This is a genomic window from Gordonia sp. NPDC003424 (assembly GCF_053588655.1).
Genome location: NZ_JBSFQJ010000016.1, coordinates 73,809 through 88,737, shown reverse-complemented (window position 1 = coordinate 88,737; position 14,929 = coordinate 73,809). Strand labels below are relative to the sequence as shown.

The window sequence follows — 14,929 nt, the reverse complement described above, 5'->3', positions numbered from 1 at the left end:
GAGTCACCGTCGTCGACGGGGAAAACCGAACTTCGCCACGATCTTGCGGATGCGGTTACCCTCGTCGACGACGAACGATTCGTGCACTTCGGCCGCCAGCCCAAGGGTTTTCGGCCGAACATGCACCCAGTAGCTCGTCATCACGGTGTGCCCGTCCACGTCGGCGGTGAACTCGCTGATCCGGTGAATCAGTCGGTACTGCGGTCCGCGCGACAACGATCGCTCCAGATGAGGGCCGGTTCGTCCGGTCTTGAAACCGAGTTCGGTCCGGGTGCAATCCGGGTGCAGCGCAACGTGGGACGGGTCATGGCTGACCAACGCGTCGACATAGGCCCGGGCGGCGGCGATGCGCTGAGCGGCACGTTCCGGATCGACCTCTGGTGTCATCGCTGTCTACCGTGCACCGTAGACCGGCACCGGGACCGGGGCCTTGGCCAGGAGCTCTTCCATCACCGGCCCCAATTCGGCAGGTGCCCAGCGTGATCCCTTGTCCTGCTCGGTACTCCGTTGGAAACCGTCGATGACGGTCACGCGGCCGCCCTCCACTTCGAACACCCGCCCCGTGACATCGGACGCTTCGGGCGACCCCAGCCACACCACGAGTGGAGAGATGTTCGCCGGGTCCATCGCGTCGAAGGAGCCGTCGGTGGGCGCGGCCATCTGCGCGGCCATCGCTTCACCCGCACCCATCGTCATCTGTGTGCGCGCCGACGGGGCTATCGCGTTGGCGGTCACGCCGTAGCCGCCGAGCTCGGCCGCCGCCTGGATGGTCAACGCCGTGATACCCGCTTTGGCCGCAACGTAATTGCCCTGTCCGACCGAACCGAACAGGCCGGCCCCCGACGACGTGTTGATGATGCGGGCCGCCCGCTGGTTCCCGGCTTTCGCCTGGGCGCGCCAGTAGGCGGCCGCGTGGTGCAACGTCACGAAGTGGCCCTTGAGGTGGACGCGGATCACCGCATCCCATTCGTCTTCGGACATCGCGACGAGCATGCGGTCGCGCACGAAACCCGCGTTGTTGACCAGAATGTCGAGTCCGCCGAACCCGGTGACCGCGGTGTCGACCAGTGCCGCACCGAAATCCCAGTCGGCGACGTCGCCGACCGCGGTCACGGCGGCGCCGCCCTCGGCCGTGATCTCGTCGGCCACCGCGCGAGCCGAGTCACCGTCGAAGTCGTTGACGACGACCTTCGCACCGTCGGCCGCAAAGGCCAGCGCGTGCGCCCGCCCGATGCCCTGTCCGGCGCCGGTGACGATCGCCACGCGCCCCTCATTCAGCTTGTCCGCCACTACTTCTCCTCGTTGTCTGGTGAAACGACCGGTCTGTGAACAGCGTCGGACTCACACGTGGTTGTCCGCGGTGGCCGCGCCGAGGAACGCCGGCCGTTCGCCGCCCCCATGGACGGTGATCGTCGACCCGGTGATGTAGCCGGCCAGCGGACTCAACAGGAACGCCACCGCATTCCCCACGTCCTTCGGGGTCGCCAGCCGACCCATCGGGATGGTCGCCCCCACCGCGGCGATACCGTCGTCGTCACCGTAATGCAGGTGCGACTGTTCGGTGAGCACCGGTCCGCAGACCACCGAGTTGACCCGCACGCGCGGCGCCCATTCGATCGCCAACGAGGTCATCGCGCTGTCCAACCCCGCTTTGGCCGCGCCGTAGGCCGCGGTTCCCGGGGACGGGCGGTGCCCGCTCACGCTGGACACGTTGACCACCACACCTCCCGATTCCTGTTGCTGCATCACGGCATTGGCGGCCCGGGCGACGTTCAGCGGGGCGAGCAGGTTGAGGTCGACGATCTTGCCGACGAACCGTGCCGACGCGTCGGCGGCCAGCGCGAACGGTGACCCGCCCGCGTTGTTCACGACGCCGTCGAGTCGCCCGTGGGTCTCGACGATCCTGCCGACGAGCCGGTCCACCGCATCCGGGTCCCGGACGTCACAGGCGACGAACTCCACGTCGGGATCGCCACCCTCGCTGCGACCACACGCCACCGGAACCGCGCCCAGACCGGCCAGAACCCGCGCGATCCCGGCGCCGACCCCTCGCGCGCCCCCGGTGACCAGCACGACCTTCTTGTCCAGGCCCAGGTCCAGCGCAGCCTGCACGTGTTGCTTCATGAGTGCTACCCTACCAAACAACCAAGCACTTGCTTGGTTCGTGTGGATCTGCCATCCGCACGACACGGAAGGAGCAGGTGTGCCGATCACCACCTCACGCACCGACACGGGGATCGTCACCGTGACCGTCGACTATCCCCCGGTCAACGCGTTGCCGTCGGCCGCATGGTTCGAGCTGGCCGACGCGATCACCGCGGCAGGCCGGGACATGACCACGCATGTGGTGATCCTGCGTGCCGAGGGCCGCGGCTTCAACGCCGGCGTCGACATCAAGGAGATGCAGGCCACGGAGGGTTTCGACGCTCTCATCGGCGCCAACCACGGCTGCGCTGCGGCCTTTGCGGCCGTCTACGACTGCGCGGTGCCGGTCATCGCCGCCGTGAACGGATTCTGCGTGGGCGGAGGCATCGGGCTCGTCGGCAACGCCGACGTCATCGTGGCCTCCGACGATGCGGTCTTCGGACTGCCCGAGGTCGATCGTGGTGCGCTCGGTGCCGCCACCCACCTCGCCCGACTTGTCCCGCAACACATGATGCGCACGCTGTACTACACGGCGCAGAACGTGACCGCTCAGCAGCTCGAGCATTTCGGGTCGGTCTATCGGGTGGTCGGCCGCGACCAGCTGCTCGACACCGCGCGCGAGGTGGCCGAGAAGATCGCGGCCAAGGACACCCGCGTCATCCGGGCCGCGAAAGAGGCCATCAATCACATCGATCCGGTGGATGTGAAGAGCAGTTACCGCCTCGAACAGGGATACACGTTCGAGCTCAACCTGTCCGGGGTCTCCGACGAGCACCGCGACGAGTTCGTATCCACTGGAAAAGCATTGAATACCAACGGAAGAAGCTGATGACGCCCACCCCCACCGACAAGACCAGTTCGCTCGACGACGTCATCGGCGAGCTGCGCGACGGCATGACCATCGGCATCGCCGGCTGGGGCTCCCGCCGCAAACCGATGGCGCTCGTGCGCGCTCTCGCCCGCTCCGATGTCAAGGATCTGACGGTGGTGACCTACGGCGGTCCCGACATCGGAATGCTCTGCGCCGCAGGAAAGGTCCGACGCGTCTACTACGGCTTCGTCTCCCTGGACTCCGCACCGTTCTACGATCCATGGTTCGCCGCCGCCCGCACCGCCGGCAGCATCGAATCCCGCGAAATGGACGAGGGCATGGTCAAGTGCGGGTTGCAGGCCGCGGCCGCGCGGCTGCCGTTCCTGCCGATCCGCGCGGGCCTCGGCTCCGACATCCCCGCCTTCTGGGAGGGCGAGCTCAAGACCGTCACCTCTCCCTATGCCGACGACGACGGCCGGTCCGAGACCCTCATCGCGATGCCCGCGCTGCGGCTCGACGCGGCGTTCGCACATCTCGACCTGGCCGACTCCCGGGGCAATGCAGCCTACACCGGCGTCGACCCGTACATGGACGACCTCTTCCTCGCCGCGGCGCAACGACGCTACCTGGAAACCGACCAACTGGTGTCCACCGAGGTGCTGGTCAAATCCGTTCCCACCCAACGACTACTGCTCAACCGGATGAACGTCGACCGCGTCGTGCACACACCGAACGGCGCGCATTTCACCTTCGCCGGCGAGTGCAGACGCGACGAGAGATTCCAGCAGTTCTATGTCGACTCGGCCAAGGACCCCGACACGTGGGCCACATTCTCGAAACGCTTCCTCGAGGTGGACGAGGCCGACTATCAGCGCGCGGTCGCCGAATGGCAGGCCGAGCAGGAGGACAAGCAGTGACCGCCACCGAGACCACCCCATCGCCATCGCCGGCCGAGTCCACCCCGCCGGCTGAGCCCACCCCGCCGGCTGAGCCCACCCCGCCGGCTGAGCTTGTCGAAGCCACGCGCGCGGAGATCTGCGTACTCGCCTGTGCCGAGATCTTCTCCGGCGCAGGCGAGATCATGGCCTCCCCCATGGCGCCCATCCCGTTGCTGGGTGCCCGCCTGGCGCGCCTGACCACCGAACCCGATCTGCTGATCACCGACGGTGAGGCGCTCATCCTGGCCGATGCACCACCGATCGGCAAGTCCGGCCCCATCGAAGGGTGGATGCCGTTCGGCAAGGTCTTCGACGTCGTCGCGTCGGGCCGTCGTCATGTCGTCATGGGCGCCAACCAGATCGACCGATACGGCAACCAGAACCTGTCGGCGTTCGGGCCGTTGCAGCATCCGACACGCCAGATGTTCGGTGCCCGTGGGGCTCCCGGCAACTCCATCAACCACGCCACCAGTTACTGGGTCGCACGGCACTCGTCGCGGGTGTTCGTCGAGAAGGTCGACATCGTCTGCGGCGTCGGCTACGACAAGGTCGACCCCGACAATCCGGCCTTCAGATATCTGAGCATCCCGCGTGTGGTCACCAATCTCGGCGTCTTCGACTTCGACGGACCCGGCCACACCATGCGAGCGCGGTCGTTGCATCCCGGCGTCTCCGCCGAGGAAGTCGCCGCGAACACCGGTTTCGAGATCGCGGGCCTCGCGGACGCGCCGACCACGCGCACCCCGTCCGACGACGAGCTCGCCCTCATCCGGGATGTGCTCGACCCCAAGGGCGTTCGGAATCGGGAAGTGAAATGACCTCGACCACACCGGGAGCGGAGCCGTCGGGCGGCATCAGTCCAGCACGGGCCGCGGGGCTCTCCACACGATTCACCGAACTCGTCGGCATCGAGTATCCGATCGTGCAGACCGGCATGGGCTGGGTGTCCGGACCGTCGCTCACCTCCGCAACGTCGAATGCCGGTGGCCTGGGCATCCTCGCGTCGGCGACGATGACGTACGGCGAACTCGAAGCGGCGGTGGCGAAGACGAGATCGTTGACCGACAAGCCGTTCGGCGTGAACATCCGCGCCGACGCCGGCGATGCGCCGGAGCGGATCGACCTGTTGATCCGCGAGGGCGTGCGGGTCGCATCGTTCGCCTTGGCACCCAAGAAGGAACTGATCGCGAAGCTCAAAGACCATGGCGTCGTGGTGATCCCGTCGATCGGCGCGGCCAAGCACGCGGTCAAGGTGGCCTCGTGGGGCGCCGACGCGGTGATCGTCCAGGGCGGTGAGGGCGGCGGACACACCGGGCCGGTGGCCACCACCCTGCTGCTGCCGTCGGTGCTGGATGCCCTGGGTGACAACGGCATTCCGGTCGTGGCGGCAGGCGGATTCTTCGACGGCCGCGGACTGGCCGCCGCACTGGCGTATGGCGCGGAGGGCGTGGCGATGGGCACCCGCTTCCTGCTCACGTCGGATTCCGCGGTGCCGGATTCGGTGAAGCAGGAATACCTCAAGCGCGGTCTCGGCGACACCGTCGTGTCGGTGAAGGTCGACGGGATGCCCCACCGAGTGCTGCGCACCCCGCTTGTCGAGGCACTGGAGAGCGGGAGTTCGGTGAAGGCGCTGGTCGCCGCGGCCCGAAATGCCAGCGAGTTCAAGCAGTTGACCGGCATGAAGTGGACGACGATGCTCCGCGACGGCCGCGCCATGCGCAAATCGGGCGAACGGACATGGCAGCAGGTGATCATGGCGGGCAACACGCCGATGTTGTTGCGCGCCGGCCTCGTCGAGGGCGACACCCGCGCCGGCGTCCTCGCCTCCGGTCAGGTGGTCGGCATGATCGACGACCTGCCCAGCTGCGACGAGCTGATCCAGTCGATCATGACGCAGGCCCATACCCGGTTGAAGGTGTTGGGTTCGCTGGACACCCGCCGCTGATCGAGTGAGTATCGTGGGCCGCCGCAGGCGGCCGGCGTGGGCTGGGAAGAGTCATCCATTCGCTGGTCGAGTGAGGCACCGAGCGCAGCGAGGCGCCGCATCGAGACCACCGCAGCAAGAGATCTCGATGCGCGGGCTCGCAAGCTCGCTCGCTTACTCGATCAACGAGAAGGAACTCGTCGGAACAGGCTCCAAGCGTAGCGAGGCGCCGCATCCCGTGGGTCGAGCAAGCGCGGCGACGAACGAGCCGTGGCCATCGAGACCGAGACCGAGATCGCTCGCGTACGGACGTCGATGTCCAACGGCCGGGTACTCTCCCGCAGGGGCCTGATCCCGCTACGTCACTCGACGAGCACACGCGCCAGCAGCGAGGTGAGCGTTCGCTGCTGAGCAGGCGACAGCGGGGCGAGGAACTCGGCGATGTCGGCGTTGACCTCCGCGCTCCCGGCGGCGATGATCCGTCGCCCGAGCGGGGTCAGCGACACCCGCATGGCCCGACGATCCGCCTCGTCGGGCGCACGCGAGACCAGCCCGCGCTGCTCGGCGCGGTCGACGAGGCCGCTGATGCTGGATTTGTCCAGATCGAGCAGGACCCCAAGCTCTTTCATTGTCGGATGTCGATCCCGCAGAACACCCAACAGCCGAATCTGGATCATCGACAGGTCATGCGCCGCCGCGCGACGCTGCAACTTCTGCTGCACCACGAACGAGAGTTGGACGATCGCGTCCACGGTGGTGAGTTCGTCGGTCTTGGCCATGCCCGGAGTCTATCTTGAATTAGTTCGTGCCACCAACTATATTAGTACGTGACACGAACCAAAGGAGACCGTCATGACCTCAGTGAACGCGGCGGTGGTTTCGTCGTTCGACGAGCCCCCGCACTACCAGACCCTCGACCTGCCCGACCCCGAGCCCGGGCAGGAGATCGTCGACGTCCTCGCCGTCGGCCTGCACCCGCGAACCCGGTCGGGCGCATCCGGCACGCACTACACCAGCTCCGGCACGTTGCCGATGATCCCCGGGATCGACGGTGTGGGTCGGCGGGCGGACGGCACGGTGATCTACTTCGTCGCCGACGACGACACGCTGGGCACGCTCGCCGAATCGACCATTATCGACTCCCGCCGTTGCGCACCACTGCGAGGCGGCGCCGACGTCGTCAATCTCGCCGCGGCGATGAACCCCGCCATGTCCTCGTGGGTCGCGCTGCGCACACAGGCGCCGATCGAGCCCGGGCAGAGCGTGCTGGTGCTCGGCGCGACCGGCAATGCCGGATCGATGGCCGTCGAGATCGCGAAGCTGTTCGGCGCGGGGCGGGTCATCGGAGCCGGCCGCAACCGTGAACGGCTCGAGACGCTCGCCGATCGAGGCGCCGACGCCGTGGTCACCCTGACCGACGATGTGGAGGGCAGCAGCCGAGCGCTGGCCGACGCCGCCGCGGATGTCGACATCGTGCTCGACTATCTGTGGGGTCCGCCCACCCAGGCCGCGCTTGTCCCGATGCTCACGGCACGCACCGATCGCAGCCGGGAACTCCGGTGGGTGCAGATCGGTTCGATGGCCGGAGAGACCATCGAATTACCCTCGGCCGCACTACGTTCGGCCAACCTTCGGCTACTGGGCAGCGGCCAGGGATCGGTGTCGGCGCGCGGTTACGCCGCGCAGTTGCCGGCACTCGCGGAGGCCATCGACGACGGACGGATCAGCGTGCGCACTCGCGAGGTACCGCTGGCCGACGTCGAGCGGGCGTGGAAGGAAGCCGACGAGCCAGGCGTTCGCACGGTGATCCGCTGCGGCAGGTAAAGCGGGCCCAGCGGCCTGGGTTACACGTGAGTTCGACCCGGTTGCGCGGCCTCGGCCGACGTCGCGGCTCCACAGCGATGTCGCACGCGACGTCGCCTCGGGAAGTCGTCAGTTAGCGATGTCCGCGTGCCGGACACGCAGATCCTTCTTCAGGATCTTCCCGCTCGGATTCTTCGGCAGCGCGTCGGCGAACACCACGAACTTGGGTCGCTTGTACCCGGCGAGGACCTCGGCAAGGTGCTCGTCGACCTGCACTTCGGTCAGCGTCACCCCCTCCTTGGGGACCACCACAGCCGCCACCGCCTCGATCCATTTCGGGTGCGGCACACCGAAAACCGCCACCTCGGCGACACCGTCGAGCCGATAGATCGCCTCTTCCACCTCCCGCGACGCGACGTTCTCGCCCCCGGTCTTGATCATGTCCTTCTTCCGGTCGACCACCGAGAGATAGCCGTCGGCGTCGATGACGCCGAGGTCGCCGGAGTGGAACCAGCCGTTGCGGAAGGCGGCCGCGGTCTTCTCCTCGTCGTTGTAGTAGCCGAGACTCGCATGTGGGCTGCGGTGCACGATCTCGCCGACCTCCCCACTGGGCACCGGGTTGTCGTCGTCGTCGACGACGCGGGTCTCGACGTTGAGCGCCGCCCGGCCGGCCGAGCCCGCGCGCTCGATCTGCTCGTGCGGCAACAGGATGGTGGCGAGCGGCGACATCTCTGTCTGCCCGTAGAAGTTCCACAACGAGACGTCCGGCAGACGCCGCGCCATCTCGCGGAGCACCTCGACCGGCATCGCCGAGGCCCCGTAGTAGCCCTTGCGCAGTGACGACAGGTCACGCGTATCGAAGTCGGGATGCCGCAGCAGCGAGATCCACACCGTCGGCGGGCAGAAAAGCTTTGTCGCGCCGTGGGATTCGATGGTCGCGAGGATCGATCCCGGATCCGGTGCGGGCAGGATGATGCTGGTGGCACCGAGGTAGACGTCGACCGACAGGAAGCAGTCGAGTTGCGCGCAATGGAACAGCGGCAGCGAATGGACCTCGATGTCGTCGCCAGCCATCCCTCCGTCGACGATGCACGAGACATATTGCGTGATCAGCGATTTCGACGACAGCAGCACGCCCTTGGGCCGGGATTCGGTGCCCGAGGTGTACATGAGGCGCAGCGGGTCGTCGTCGGCGATCAGGACAGATGGCGCGGTCGGGTCGCCGGTCGTCATCCAGTCATCGACGTTCTCCCAACCGGATTCGGCTCCGGTCCCCGAGGACGGGATCCACCCGCGCACGGCGTCGGTGAGACCCGACAGTTCCATCGCCTTGCTGACCGTCGGCGCCAGGGAATCCTCGCTCACCACAACGCTCGCGCCGGAGTGGTCGAGGATGAACGCGATCTCCTCGGGACCGAGTCCGAAGTTGACCGGCACCAGGATGACGCCGAGACGAGCGGTGGCGTAGTGCAGGACGGCGAATTGCCAACAGTTGTGACTCACCAGCGCCAGCCGGTCACGCTTCGTCACGCCTCGGTCGGCCAAGGTGTTCGCGCAGCGGTTCACCGCGTCGTCGAACTCCGCGAAGGTCAACTCGGTGTCGCCGTTGATGATTGCGGTCTTGTCCGGGACGCGCCGCGCCGTCCGACGCAACAGGTCACCGAGGGTGTGCTGACGGGCGGTGCCGATCGCGTCCATCGTGCGGGGCGTGTATTGCTGCGTCATGGCCGGTCCTCCACTGTCACGATGCTGTTGTCCAGGTCACAGTAGCAACGCGGGCGCGCGTTCCGGGATCGCACCGATCAGCGGGGCAGAATCCCGTCGAGGACGACCGAGAGGTACTGCCCGGCGATGTCGTCCACCGACATGGCCCCGCCGGGCCGGTACCACCGCACCGCCACCCAGACGGTGTCGCGCATGAACCGGTACACCAGTTCGACGTCGAGGTCGGCGCGGAACTCGCCGTCGTCGACGCCGCGCTGCAGGACTGCGTGCCACAGGTTGCGGAACTCGGTGTTCAACTCGGCGATGTACCCGAAACGTTCCTGGCCCGCAAGACGTTTGGCCTCATCCTGATAGATCGCGACCGCGTCGCCCTGCGCGTCGATGGCCTCGAAGGATACGACGACGAGCTGCCGCAGCGTCTCGGTGGCAGACAGGTCGGAGGACGCGATCTGGCGATAGCGGTCGAACAGGCCGTCGAGGAATCCGCGGAGGATCTCGTCGACCATCGCTTCTTTGGAGTCGAAGTGGTGATAGAGACTGCCGGAGAGGATTCCTGCCGCGTCCGCGATGTCGCGGACGGTGGTCGACCGCAGACCCTGGTCGGCGAACATCTTGCCTGCGGTCGCGAGGAGTTCGTCGCGCCGTGTCGATCCATTGACGGTGCCACGAGGTGCCATCCGTCTACCCTAGCAAGCGCTTGGCCGGTTCTGAGACGACGGAAACAGTTCGGCCGGGACCCGCGGAGTCCGCGGGTCCCGGCCGATACGACGTCGCGTCGCGAACGACGCTACCGTCTCACTTCTTCACACGCTTGATGGCACGTGCGTTGATCTTCTTCCACAGCGACATCTGACCGTTGGTCATCTTGCGGTCACGGTTGGTGAACGGCGGCGACATCATCTCGGCGACGGTGAACGGCATCGACGAGAACGCGACGGCGCGTTCGTGGCTGAAGGTGTCGAAGCCGGTCTTGCCGTGGTAGCCGCCCATACCGCTGCGTCCGACACCACCGAACGGCAGCTCCGCGCCGAACATGTGCAGCGCGAAATCGTTGCCGTTGATCGAGCCGCTGCGCGTGCCGTCGGCGAGACGCTTGAAGTTCTCGTTGTCGTCGCCGCACCAGTACATCGTCAGCGGATGGGGGTGCGACGCGATGTAGCGGATCGCCTCGTCGAGGTCGCGGTACGGGTAGACGGTCAGCACCGGCCCGAAGACCTCGTCCTCTTCGATCTTCATGCCGGCCTTGACCCCGGTGAGCAGTGTCGGCGGGATCTTCCGCTTCTCGGCGTCCGGCAGCGGTTCACCGGCCGGGATGACCTGCCGCTTCTCGGCGCCGAGCTGCTCGGCGTCCTCGATCAGGCCGACGATCCGGTCGTAGTTCTTCTGGTTGATCGTCGAGGTGTACTCGGGGTTGTTGCGGATGGTCGCGAACATGTCCGTCCAGCGCGCGATCACCTTGTCGGTGAACTCGCCGACCTTGGCCTCCGGCACGAACACGTAGTCCGGGCACAGGCACACCTGGCCGCCGTTGGTCATGCGGGCCCCGGCAAGCATCTTCGCAGCCTTGTCGATGTCTGCGTCGACGTCGACAACGGCGGGGTTCTTGCCGCCCAGCTCGAGGGTGACCGGCACCAGGTTCTTGGCCGCCTCCTGCGCCACCGAGGCGCCGACGTCGGGCGACCCGGTGAAGAACATGTGGTCGACCTTGAGCTTCGCGAAGTCGGATCCGCCACCGTGCTTGGAGGTGATGACCGCGAGTTCTTCGATGGAGAAGTAGTCGGGGGCGTGTTTGGCGATCACGTCGGTGGTCCGGGCGGTGATCGACGACGGCCGCATCAGCACGCGGTTACCGGCGGCGAACGCGGACCCGGCCGGCACGAACGTGAGCTGCAGGGGGAAGTTCCACGGGCCCATGATGCCGACGACACCGAGCGGTTCGTGACGCACGCGCTGCTTGAATCCGATGAGGCCCTGCACCTTGGCCGTGTTGGACTCCTTCATCCACTTCTCGACCCCGCGGCGCTGATGTGTCAGGTCGATCATGCATCCGGCGACGTCGGTGGCGATCGACAGTTCACGCGGGCGGGAGCCGAAATCCTCTTCGAGCGCCGCGGCGATCTCTTCGGCATTGTCGAGCAGCAGTGCCGAGAGGCGGGTGATCCGGTCGATGCGGGTCTTGGCGTCGGGGATACCGTCGCGCAGGAAGGCCGCGCGCTGGATCTCCAGCAGTTCGTTCATGGTGTGTGCTTCAGATGAGACGCGACCGCTGGTGGTCGCGGTGTTCACCTCTGCCGGCTTGGTCATTGACGATCCTCCGATAGTGCTGATGGCGGGCGTCGTGGAACGAACCCCCGCGGTTGTTCCATCCTAGTATGCAGCAGATCACAGCTATCTGGCGACGTACGTATTCGGATGCGCGGCTGCACAAGAAACGGCCGCCGCCGGATAGCCCGGCGGCGGCCGCTCTCACCTCAGGTTCGGCGAGATCTCGTGCAGGTCGCTCACCATCCGTTGAAGTTGTTGAGCGTCAACGGTGTCTGATCGCTCGGTCCTTGCACGTACCGCTTCATGTAGGCGCTCTGCGTACCCTCATTGCGCTGCGGGAACGGCAGCGGGAACCAATATCCCGCATCCAGCCACATCTGGCCGATCAACGGGACCGGTTGACCCGAGAAGTCCTTGTGGGTGCCCACCGGCGGCTTGTCGAGGCGATCGACCAGCTTGCCGTCGACGTAGTAGTACGAGTACCGGTGATCCTGCCTGATCGCGTAGTCATGCTCCTTGGCAAGGAGGCCCACCGGGAGGTGGTGCAACGTGATCCCGGCCTGGAACGCCTTCTTCGACATCACGAAGAAGCCGAGGGGGAACTGGATGCCCAAGAGCGCAAAGATCGGCCGCGTGAGTCGGTAGCTGAGTGTGGCCGCACCCTTGGTCGCGCCGTTGTACATGAACCAGGCGACCTCGAGTCCGAACGGATCGATCGACCGGTTGGAAATGCCCCAGCCGGTGGTGCCGTGCCAGAACTCCCTTCCCTGGGCATTGGGCAAGATCCGCTCGGTGCCGCCCACACGCATGGTCATCGTCCAGCCCCGAGCGGGGAAGATGATCTGGGACAGCATCTCCGCGTTGTTGTACGGGAACTTGCGGTTGGCGTGCTCGTCGATATGGAACCCGACTCCGTAGGCCTGACTGAAGGTCAACCGGCTGTAACCCACCGACGTGATACACCACGTGCTGGTTGGCGGGGTGGCAAACTTCTCGTCCATTTTCCGTGCCGGAATGGGATTACTCGGACCGATGTAACCGACGACTGCGCGCGGATTGAGCACCGCACAGTTGGGCATGCCGTCGTCGTAACCGGGGAGTTGAATGTTCGGATCAGCGACCGCTGCGCCGGCCGAGACGGCGAGTGCCACGGTGACGGCCGCTGATGTGAAGGCCAACATCAAACGTCTGCGTAACACGGATCGTTCCTCTCTGCTGACCCCCCTGTAGAAAGTGATACACCGTGTGCGCAGATATTACTCAGGAATCGCTAACCATTTTCTCAGCTGATTCTTCTGTGATCGATATGTTCATCGAATCCCGGTCGATTATCGGTCTCCTCGGACGTGCTCCCGCTCTCGCAGATGAACGGCCGGGATGGGCGATCAGGAGACGCCACCCAACATGTCCTGGCAGGTGAACAGCCATCGACCGTCCTGCTGGCGCAGCCAGTTGTAAGTCTCCTGCTGCCCGTTCGTCTCAGTCACCACCACCCCGGTGTCGCCGTTCTCCTGGACCGACACCACCTTGCTACTGGTTCGCGCGAAGTCGGTCCGTGGAGGTGGCTTCGGGGCAGTGTCCTTGTTCAGGGAGTCCCGCACCTCGAGGAGGAACTGGATGCATCGCGGTTCGGCGAACGGCTCGATGACGGTCAGGGCCTTCGCCTGATCCGAATACACGCTGGCGTCATCGAGGGCGACGACGAATCGTCCGGCCGTCTCCGGCAGCGACTGCGTCGCACCACTCGAGGTATCGCCGGCTTGTTTGCCGGCGCCGGACCCGGAATTGTCACCCCCGAGCACGAGCGCACCCACCACAACCGCTATCGCGACCACCACCACACCCGCCGCGGCGAACCACAGCAGCCTCGTCCGAGAACGCTTGGCCGGACCGGGCACTGAATCGCGCTTCTTGCGGGCGTCACCGACAAGATCGGCACTGTTTGGCTTACTCATCGATGCTGATCGTCCTCCGACTCCGTTGTGAACCCTCAGACCAGACCCGACGGACCCGGGCGCAAAACAGAAGCCCGACGACCTCAAATCGCGCTCAGTCTAGTGGCAAGTCCCTGTCGCAAAGGCGGAATCCCACATCGGATCGACCTCACGATCTCGGCGCCTCGGAAGCACGTGCACACGGAGCGACGATCAGGACAGCCGTTCGATGATGGTGACGTTCGCGGTGCCCCCGCCCTCGCACATGGTCTGCAGGCCATAGCGACCGCCGCCATGTTCGAGTTCGTTGAGCATGGTGGCGAACAGCTTGGCCCCGGTGGCGCCGAGCGGGTGGCCGAGCGCGATCGCACCGCCGTTCGGGTTGACCCGGGCCGGGTCGGCGCCGGTTTCCTTGAGCCAGGCCAAGACGACTGATGCGAATGCTTCGTTGATCTCGACAACGTCGATGTCCTCGATGCCCAGTCCGGTCCTGGCGAGTGCGTATCTCGTCGCCGGGATGGGCGCCGACAGCATCATCACGGGATCATCGCCGCGCACCGACATGTGATGGACTCGGGCCCGGGGGGTCAGGCCGTACTCTTTCAACGCCCTCTCGGAGACGACCAGGGTCGCCGACGCGCCGTCGGAGATCTGCGAGGCGACGGCAGCGGTCAGGCGTGACTCTTCGGCCAGCGGTGCCAGGCCGGCCATCTTCTCCATCGATGTCTCGCGCGGGCATTCGTCGACGACGCAGTCCCCCAGCGGTACGGTCTCGTCGTCGAAGCGGCCCTCGGCGATTGCGGTGCGGGCCCGCTCGTGCGACTGCAAGGCCCACCGTTCCATGTCCTCGCGGGTGATGTCCCAGCGTTCCGCCATCATGTTGGCGCCGACGAACTGCGACACCGCGGCGTCACCGAACCGTGCCTTCCACCCGACGGATTCGGCTGTGGGCGTGGTGAATCCGAACTCCTGGCCGGCGATCATGGCCTGCGAGATCGGGATTGCGCTCATGTTCTGCACCCCACCGGCGATCACCACATCCTGGGTACCGCTCATCACGCCCTGCGCGGCGAAGTGGATGGCCTGCTGGCTCGAGCCGCACTGCCGGTCGACGGTGGTGCCCGGAATGTCCAGCGGCAGACCGGCGGCCAGCCACGCGGTGCGGGCGATGTTGCCGGCCTGCGGGCCGATCGCGTCGACGCATCCGAACACCACGTCGTCGACGACGTTCGGGTCGATGCCGGTGCGTTCGACGATCGCCGAGATGACGTGGGCACCCATGTCGGCGGGATGCGTCTTGGCCAGCGAGCCGTTAAGTTTGCCGACGGGGGTCCGGATGGCGTCGACGATATAGGCCTGGGGTGTGGACATGTGTTCTCCTGGT

15 protein-coding genes are annotated in these 14,929 nt (G+C 66.2%); 5 read left to right on the top strand and 10 right to left on the bottom strand.

The genetic code is table 11. The features are described 5' to 3' along the window. Window positions 1-3: 3 nt before the first annotated feature. Genes ACWDTI_RS20630 through ACWDTI_RS20620 form a run of 3 tightly spaced genes read right to left on the bottom strand, consistent with a single transcriptional unit; the run spans window position 4 to window position 2,124 of the window. Complete coding sequence (locus ACWDTI_RS20630) at window positions 4-387, bottom strand: hypothetical protein (RefSeq protein ID WP_449739988.1); 384 nt, start codon at window positions 385-387, stop codon at window positions 4-6. 6 nt (window positions 388-393) lie between these two features. Then, the gene (locus ACWDTI_RS20625) at window positions 394-1,290 is read right to left on the bottom strand and encodes an SDR family oxidoreductase (protein ID WP_449739987.1); all 897 of its coding nucleotides are present in this window, start codon (window positions 1,288-1,290) and stop codon (window positions 394-396) included. A gap of 51 nt (window positions 1,291-1,341) precedes the next feature. Continuing rightward, window positions 1,342-2,124, bottom strand: a complete 783-nt coding sequence (locus ACWDTI_RS20620; protein WP_449739986.1) for an SDR family oxidoreductase — start codon at window positions 2,122-2,124, stop codon at window positions 1,342-1,344. 79 nt (window positions 2,125-2,203) lie between these two features. Between ACWDTI_RS20620 and echA20 the strand changes: the two genes are divergently transcribed. The 4 genes from echA20 to ACWDTI_RS20600 all read left to right on the top strand — a co-directional run bounded on the left by echA20 (window position 2,204) and on the right by ACWDTI_RS20600 (window position 5,839). Further along, entirely contained in the window at window positions 2,204-2,974 is a 771-nt protein-coding gene (gene echA20, locus ACWDTI_RS20615; RefSeq protein WP_449739985.1) for a (7aS)-7a-methyl-1,5-dioxo-2,3,5,6,7,7a-hexahydro-1H-indene-carboxyl-CoA hydrolase, read from the top strand. Beyond that, window positions 2,974-3,873, top strand: coding sequence for a CoA transferase subunit A (locus tag ACWDTI_RS20610; protein ID WP_449739984.1), 900 nt, complete (start codon window positions 2,974-2,976; stop codon window positions 3,871-3,873). Before echA20 ends, ACWDTI_RS20610 begins: the two co-directional genes overlap by 1 nt. A gap of 116 nt (window positions 3,874-3,989) precedes the next feature. After that, window positions 3,990-4,712, top strand: a complete 723-nt coding sequence (locus ACWDTI_RS20605) for a CoA-transferase subunit beta (RefSeq protein WP_449740036.1) — start codon at window positions 3,990-3,992, stop codon at window positions 4,710-4,712. Next, window positions 4,709-5,839 carry an NAD(P)H-dependent flavin oxidoreductase gene (locus ACWDTI_RS20600; protein WP_449739983.1) on the top strand — a complete coding sequence of 377 codons (1,131 nt, stop codon included), beginning with the start codon at window positions 4,709-4,711 and terminating at the stop codon, window positions 5,837-5,839. The genes ACWDTI_RS20605 and ACWDTI_RS20600 overlap by 4 nt, the downstream gene beginning before the upstream one ends. A gap of 341 nt (window positions 5,840-6,180) precedes the next feature. On the opposite strand, the gene ACWDTI_RS20595 is transcribed toward ACWDTI_RS20600, so the two are convergent. Next, window positions 6,181-6,597 carry a MarR family winged helix-turn-helix transcriptional regulator gene (locus tag ACWDTI_RS20595; RefSeq protein WP_449739982.1) on the bottom strand — a complete coding sequence of 139 codons (417 nt, stop codon included), beginning with the start codon at window positions 6,595-6,597 and terminating at the stop codon, window positions 6,181-6,183. Between the two features lie 73 nt (window positions 6,598-6,670). On the opposite strand from ACWDTI_RS20595, the gene ACWDTI_RS20590 reads away from it, so the two are divergent. Continuing rightward, complete coding sequence (locus ACWDTI_RS20590; RefSeq protein ID WP_449739981.1) at window positions 6,671-7,642, top strand: quinone oxidoreductase family protein; 972 nt, start codon at window positions 6,671-6,673, stop codon at window positions 7,640-7,642. A 108-nt stretch (window positions 7,643-7,750) separates the two neighbouring features. Here ACWDTI_RS20590 and ACWDTI_RS20585 read toward each other — a convergent pair whose 3' ends face one another. The 6 genes from ACWDTI_RS20585 to ACWDTI_RS20560 form a co-directional block, all read right to left on the bottom strand. After that, the gene (locus ACWDTI_RS20585; protein WP_449739980.1) at window positions 7,751-9,346 is read right to left on the bottom strand and encodes an acyl-CoA synthetase; all 1,596 of its coding nucleotides are present in this window, start codon (window positions 9,344-9,346) and stop codon (window positions 7,751-7,753) included. A gap of 77 nt (window positions 9,347-9,423) precedes the next feature. Beyond that, window positions 9,424-10,023, bottom strand: a complete 600-nt coding sequence (locus tag ACWDTI_RS20580; protein WP_449739979.1) for a TetR/AcrR family transcriptional regulator — start codon at window positions 10,021-10,023, stop codon at window positions 9,424-9,426. A 118-nt stretch (window positions 10,024-10,141) separates the two neighbouring features. Next, complete coding sequence (locus tag ACWDTI_RS20575) at window positions 10,142-11,650, bottom strand: aldehyde dehydrogenase family protein (RefSeq protein ID WP_449739978.1); 1,509 nt, start codon at window positions 11,648-11,650, stop codon at window positions 10,142-10,144. A 197-nt stretch (window positions 11,651-11,847) separates the two neighbouring features. Then, on the bottom strand, window positions 11,848-12,810 hold the full coding sequence (locus tag ACWDTI_RS20570; RefSeq protein ID WP_449739977.1) for a hypothetical protein: 963 nt from the start codon (window positions 12,808-12,810) through the stop codon (window positions 11,848-11,850). Window positions 12,811-12,996: 186 nt separating this feature from the next. Further along, window positions 12,997-13,566: a hypothetical protein gene (locus ACWDTI_RS20565; protein WP_449739976.1), complete on the bottom strand. Its 570-nt coding sequence runs from the start codon at window positions 13,564-13,566 to the stop codon at window positions 12,997-12,999. A 192-nt stretch (window positions 13,567-13,758) separates the two neighbouring features. Next, window positions 13,759-14,916 (bottom strand): acetyl-CoA C-acetyltransferase, encoded by a 1,158-nt coding sequence (locus tag ACWDTI_RS20560; protein ID WP_449739975.1) that lies wholly within the window; start codon window positions 14,914-14,916, stop codon window positions 13,759-13,761. Between the last annotated feature and the right edge of the window lie 13 nt (window positions 14,917-14,929).

Excerpts from the sequence above, each read along its gene's own strand:
- ACWDTI_RS20590 (WP_449739981.1), top strand. The coding sequence starts at position 6,671 with ATGACCTCAGTGAACGCGGCGGTGGTTTCGTCGTTCGACGAGCCCCCG.
- ACWDTI_RS20585 (WP_449739980.1), bottom strand. The coding sequence starts at position 9,346 with ATGACGCAGCAATACACGCCCCGCACGATGGACGCGATCGGCACCGCC.
- ACWDTI_RS20580 (WP_449739979.1), bottom strand. The coding sequence starts at position 10,023 with ATGGCACCTCGTGGCACCGTCAATGGATCGACACGGCGCGACGAACTC.
- ACWDTI_RS20565 (WP_449739976.1), bottom strand. The coding sequence starts at position 13,566 with ATGAGTAAGCCAAACAGTGCCGATCTTGTCGGTGACGCCCGCAAGAAG.
- ACWDTI_RS20575 (WP_449739978.1), bottom strand. The coding sequence starts at position 11,650 with ATGACCAAGCCGGCAGAGGTGAACACCGCGACCACCAGCGGTCGCGTC.
- ACWDTI_RS20620 (WP_449739986.1), bottom strand. The coding sequence starts at position 2,124 with ATGAAGCAACACGTGCAGGCTGCGCTGGACCTGGGCCTGGACAAGAAG.
- ACWDTI_RS20560 (WP_449739975.1), bottom strand. The coding sequence starts at position 14,916 with ATGTCCACACCCCAGGCCTATATCGTCGACGCCATCCGGACCCCCGTC.
- ACWDTI_RS20610 (WP_449739984.1), top strand. The coding sequence starts at position 2,974 with ATGACGCCCACCCCCACCGACAAGACCAGTTCGCTCGACGACGTCATC.
- ACWDTI_RS20595 (WP_449739982.1), bottom strand. The coding sequence starts at position 6,597 with ATGGCCAAGACCGACGAACTCACCACCGTGGACGCGATCGTCCAACTC.
- ACWDTI_RS20600 (WP_449739983.1), top strand. The coding sequence starts at position 4,709 with ATGACCTCGACCACACCGGGAGCGGAGCCGTCGGGCGGCATCAGTCCA.
- ACWDTI_RS20630 (WP_449739988.1), bottom strand. The coding sequence starts at position 387 with ATGACACCAGAGGTCGATCCGGAACGTGCCGCTCAGCGCATCGCCGCC.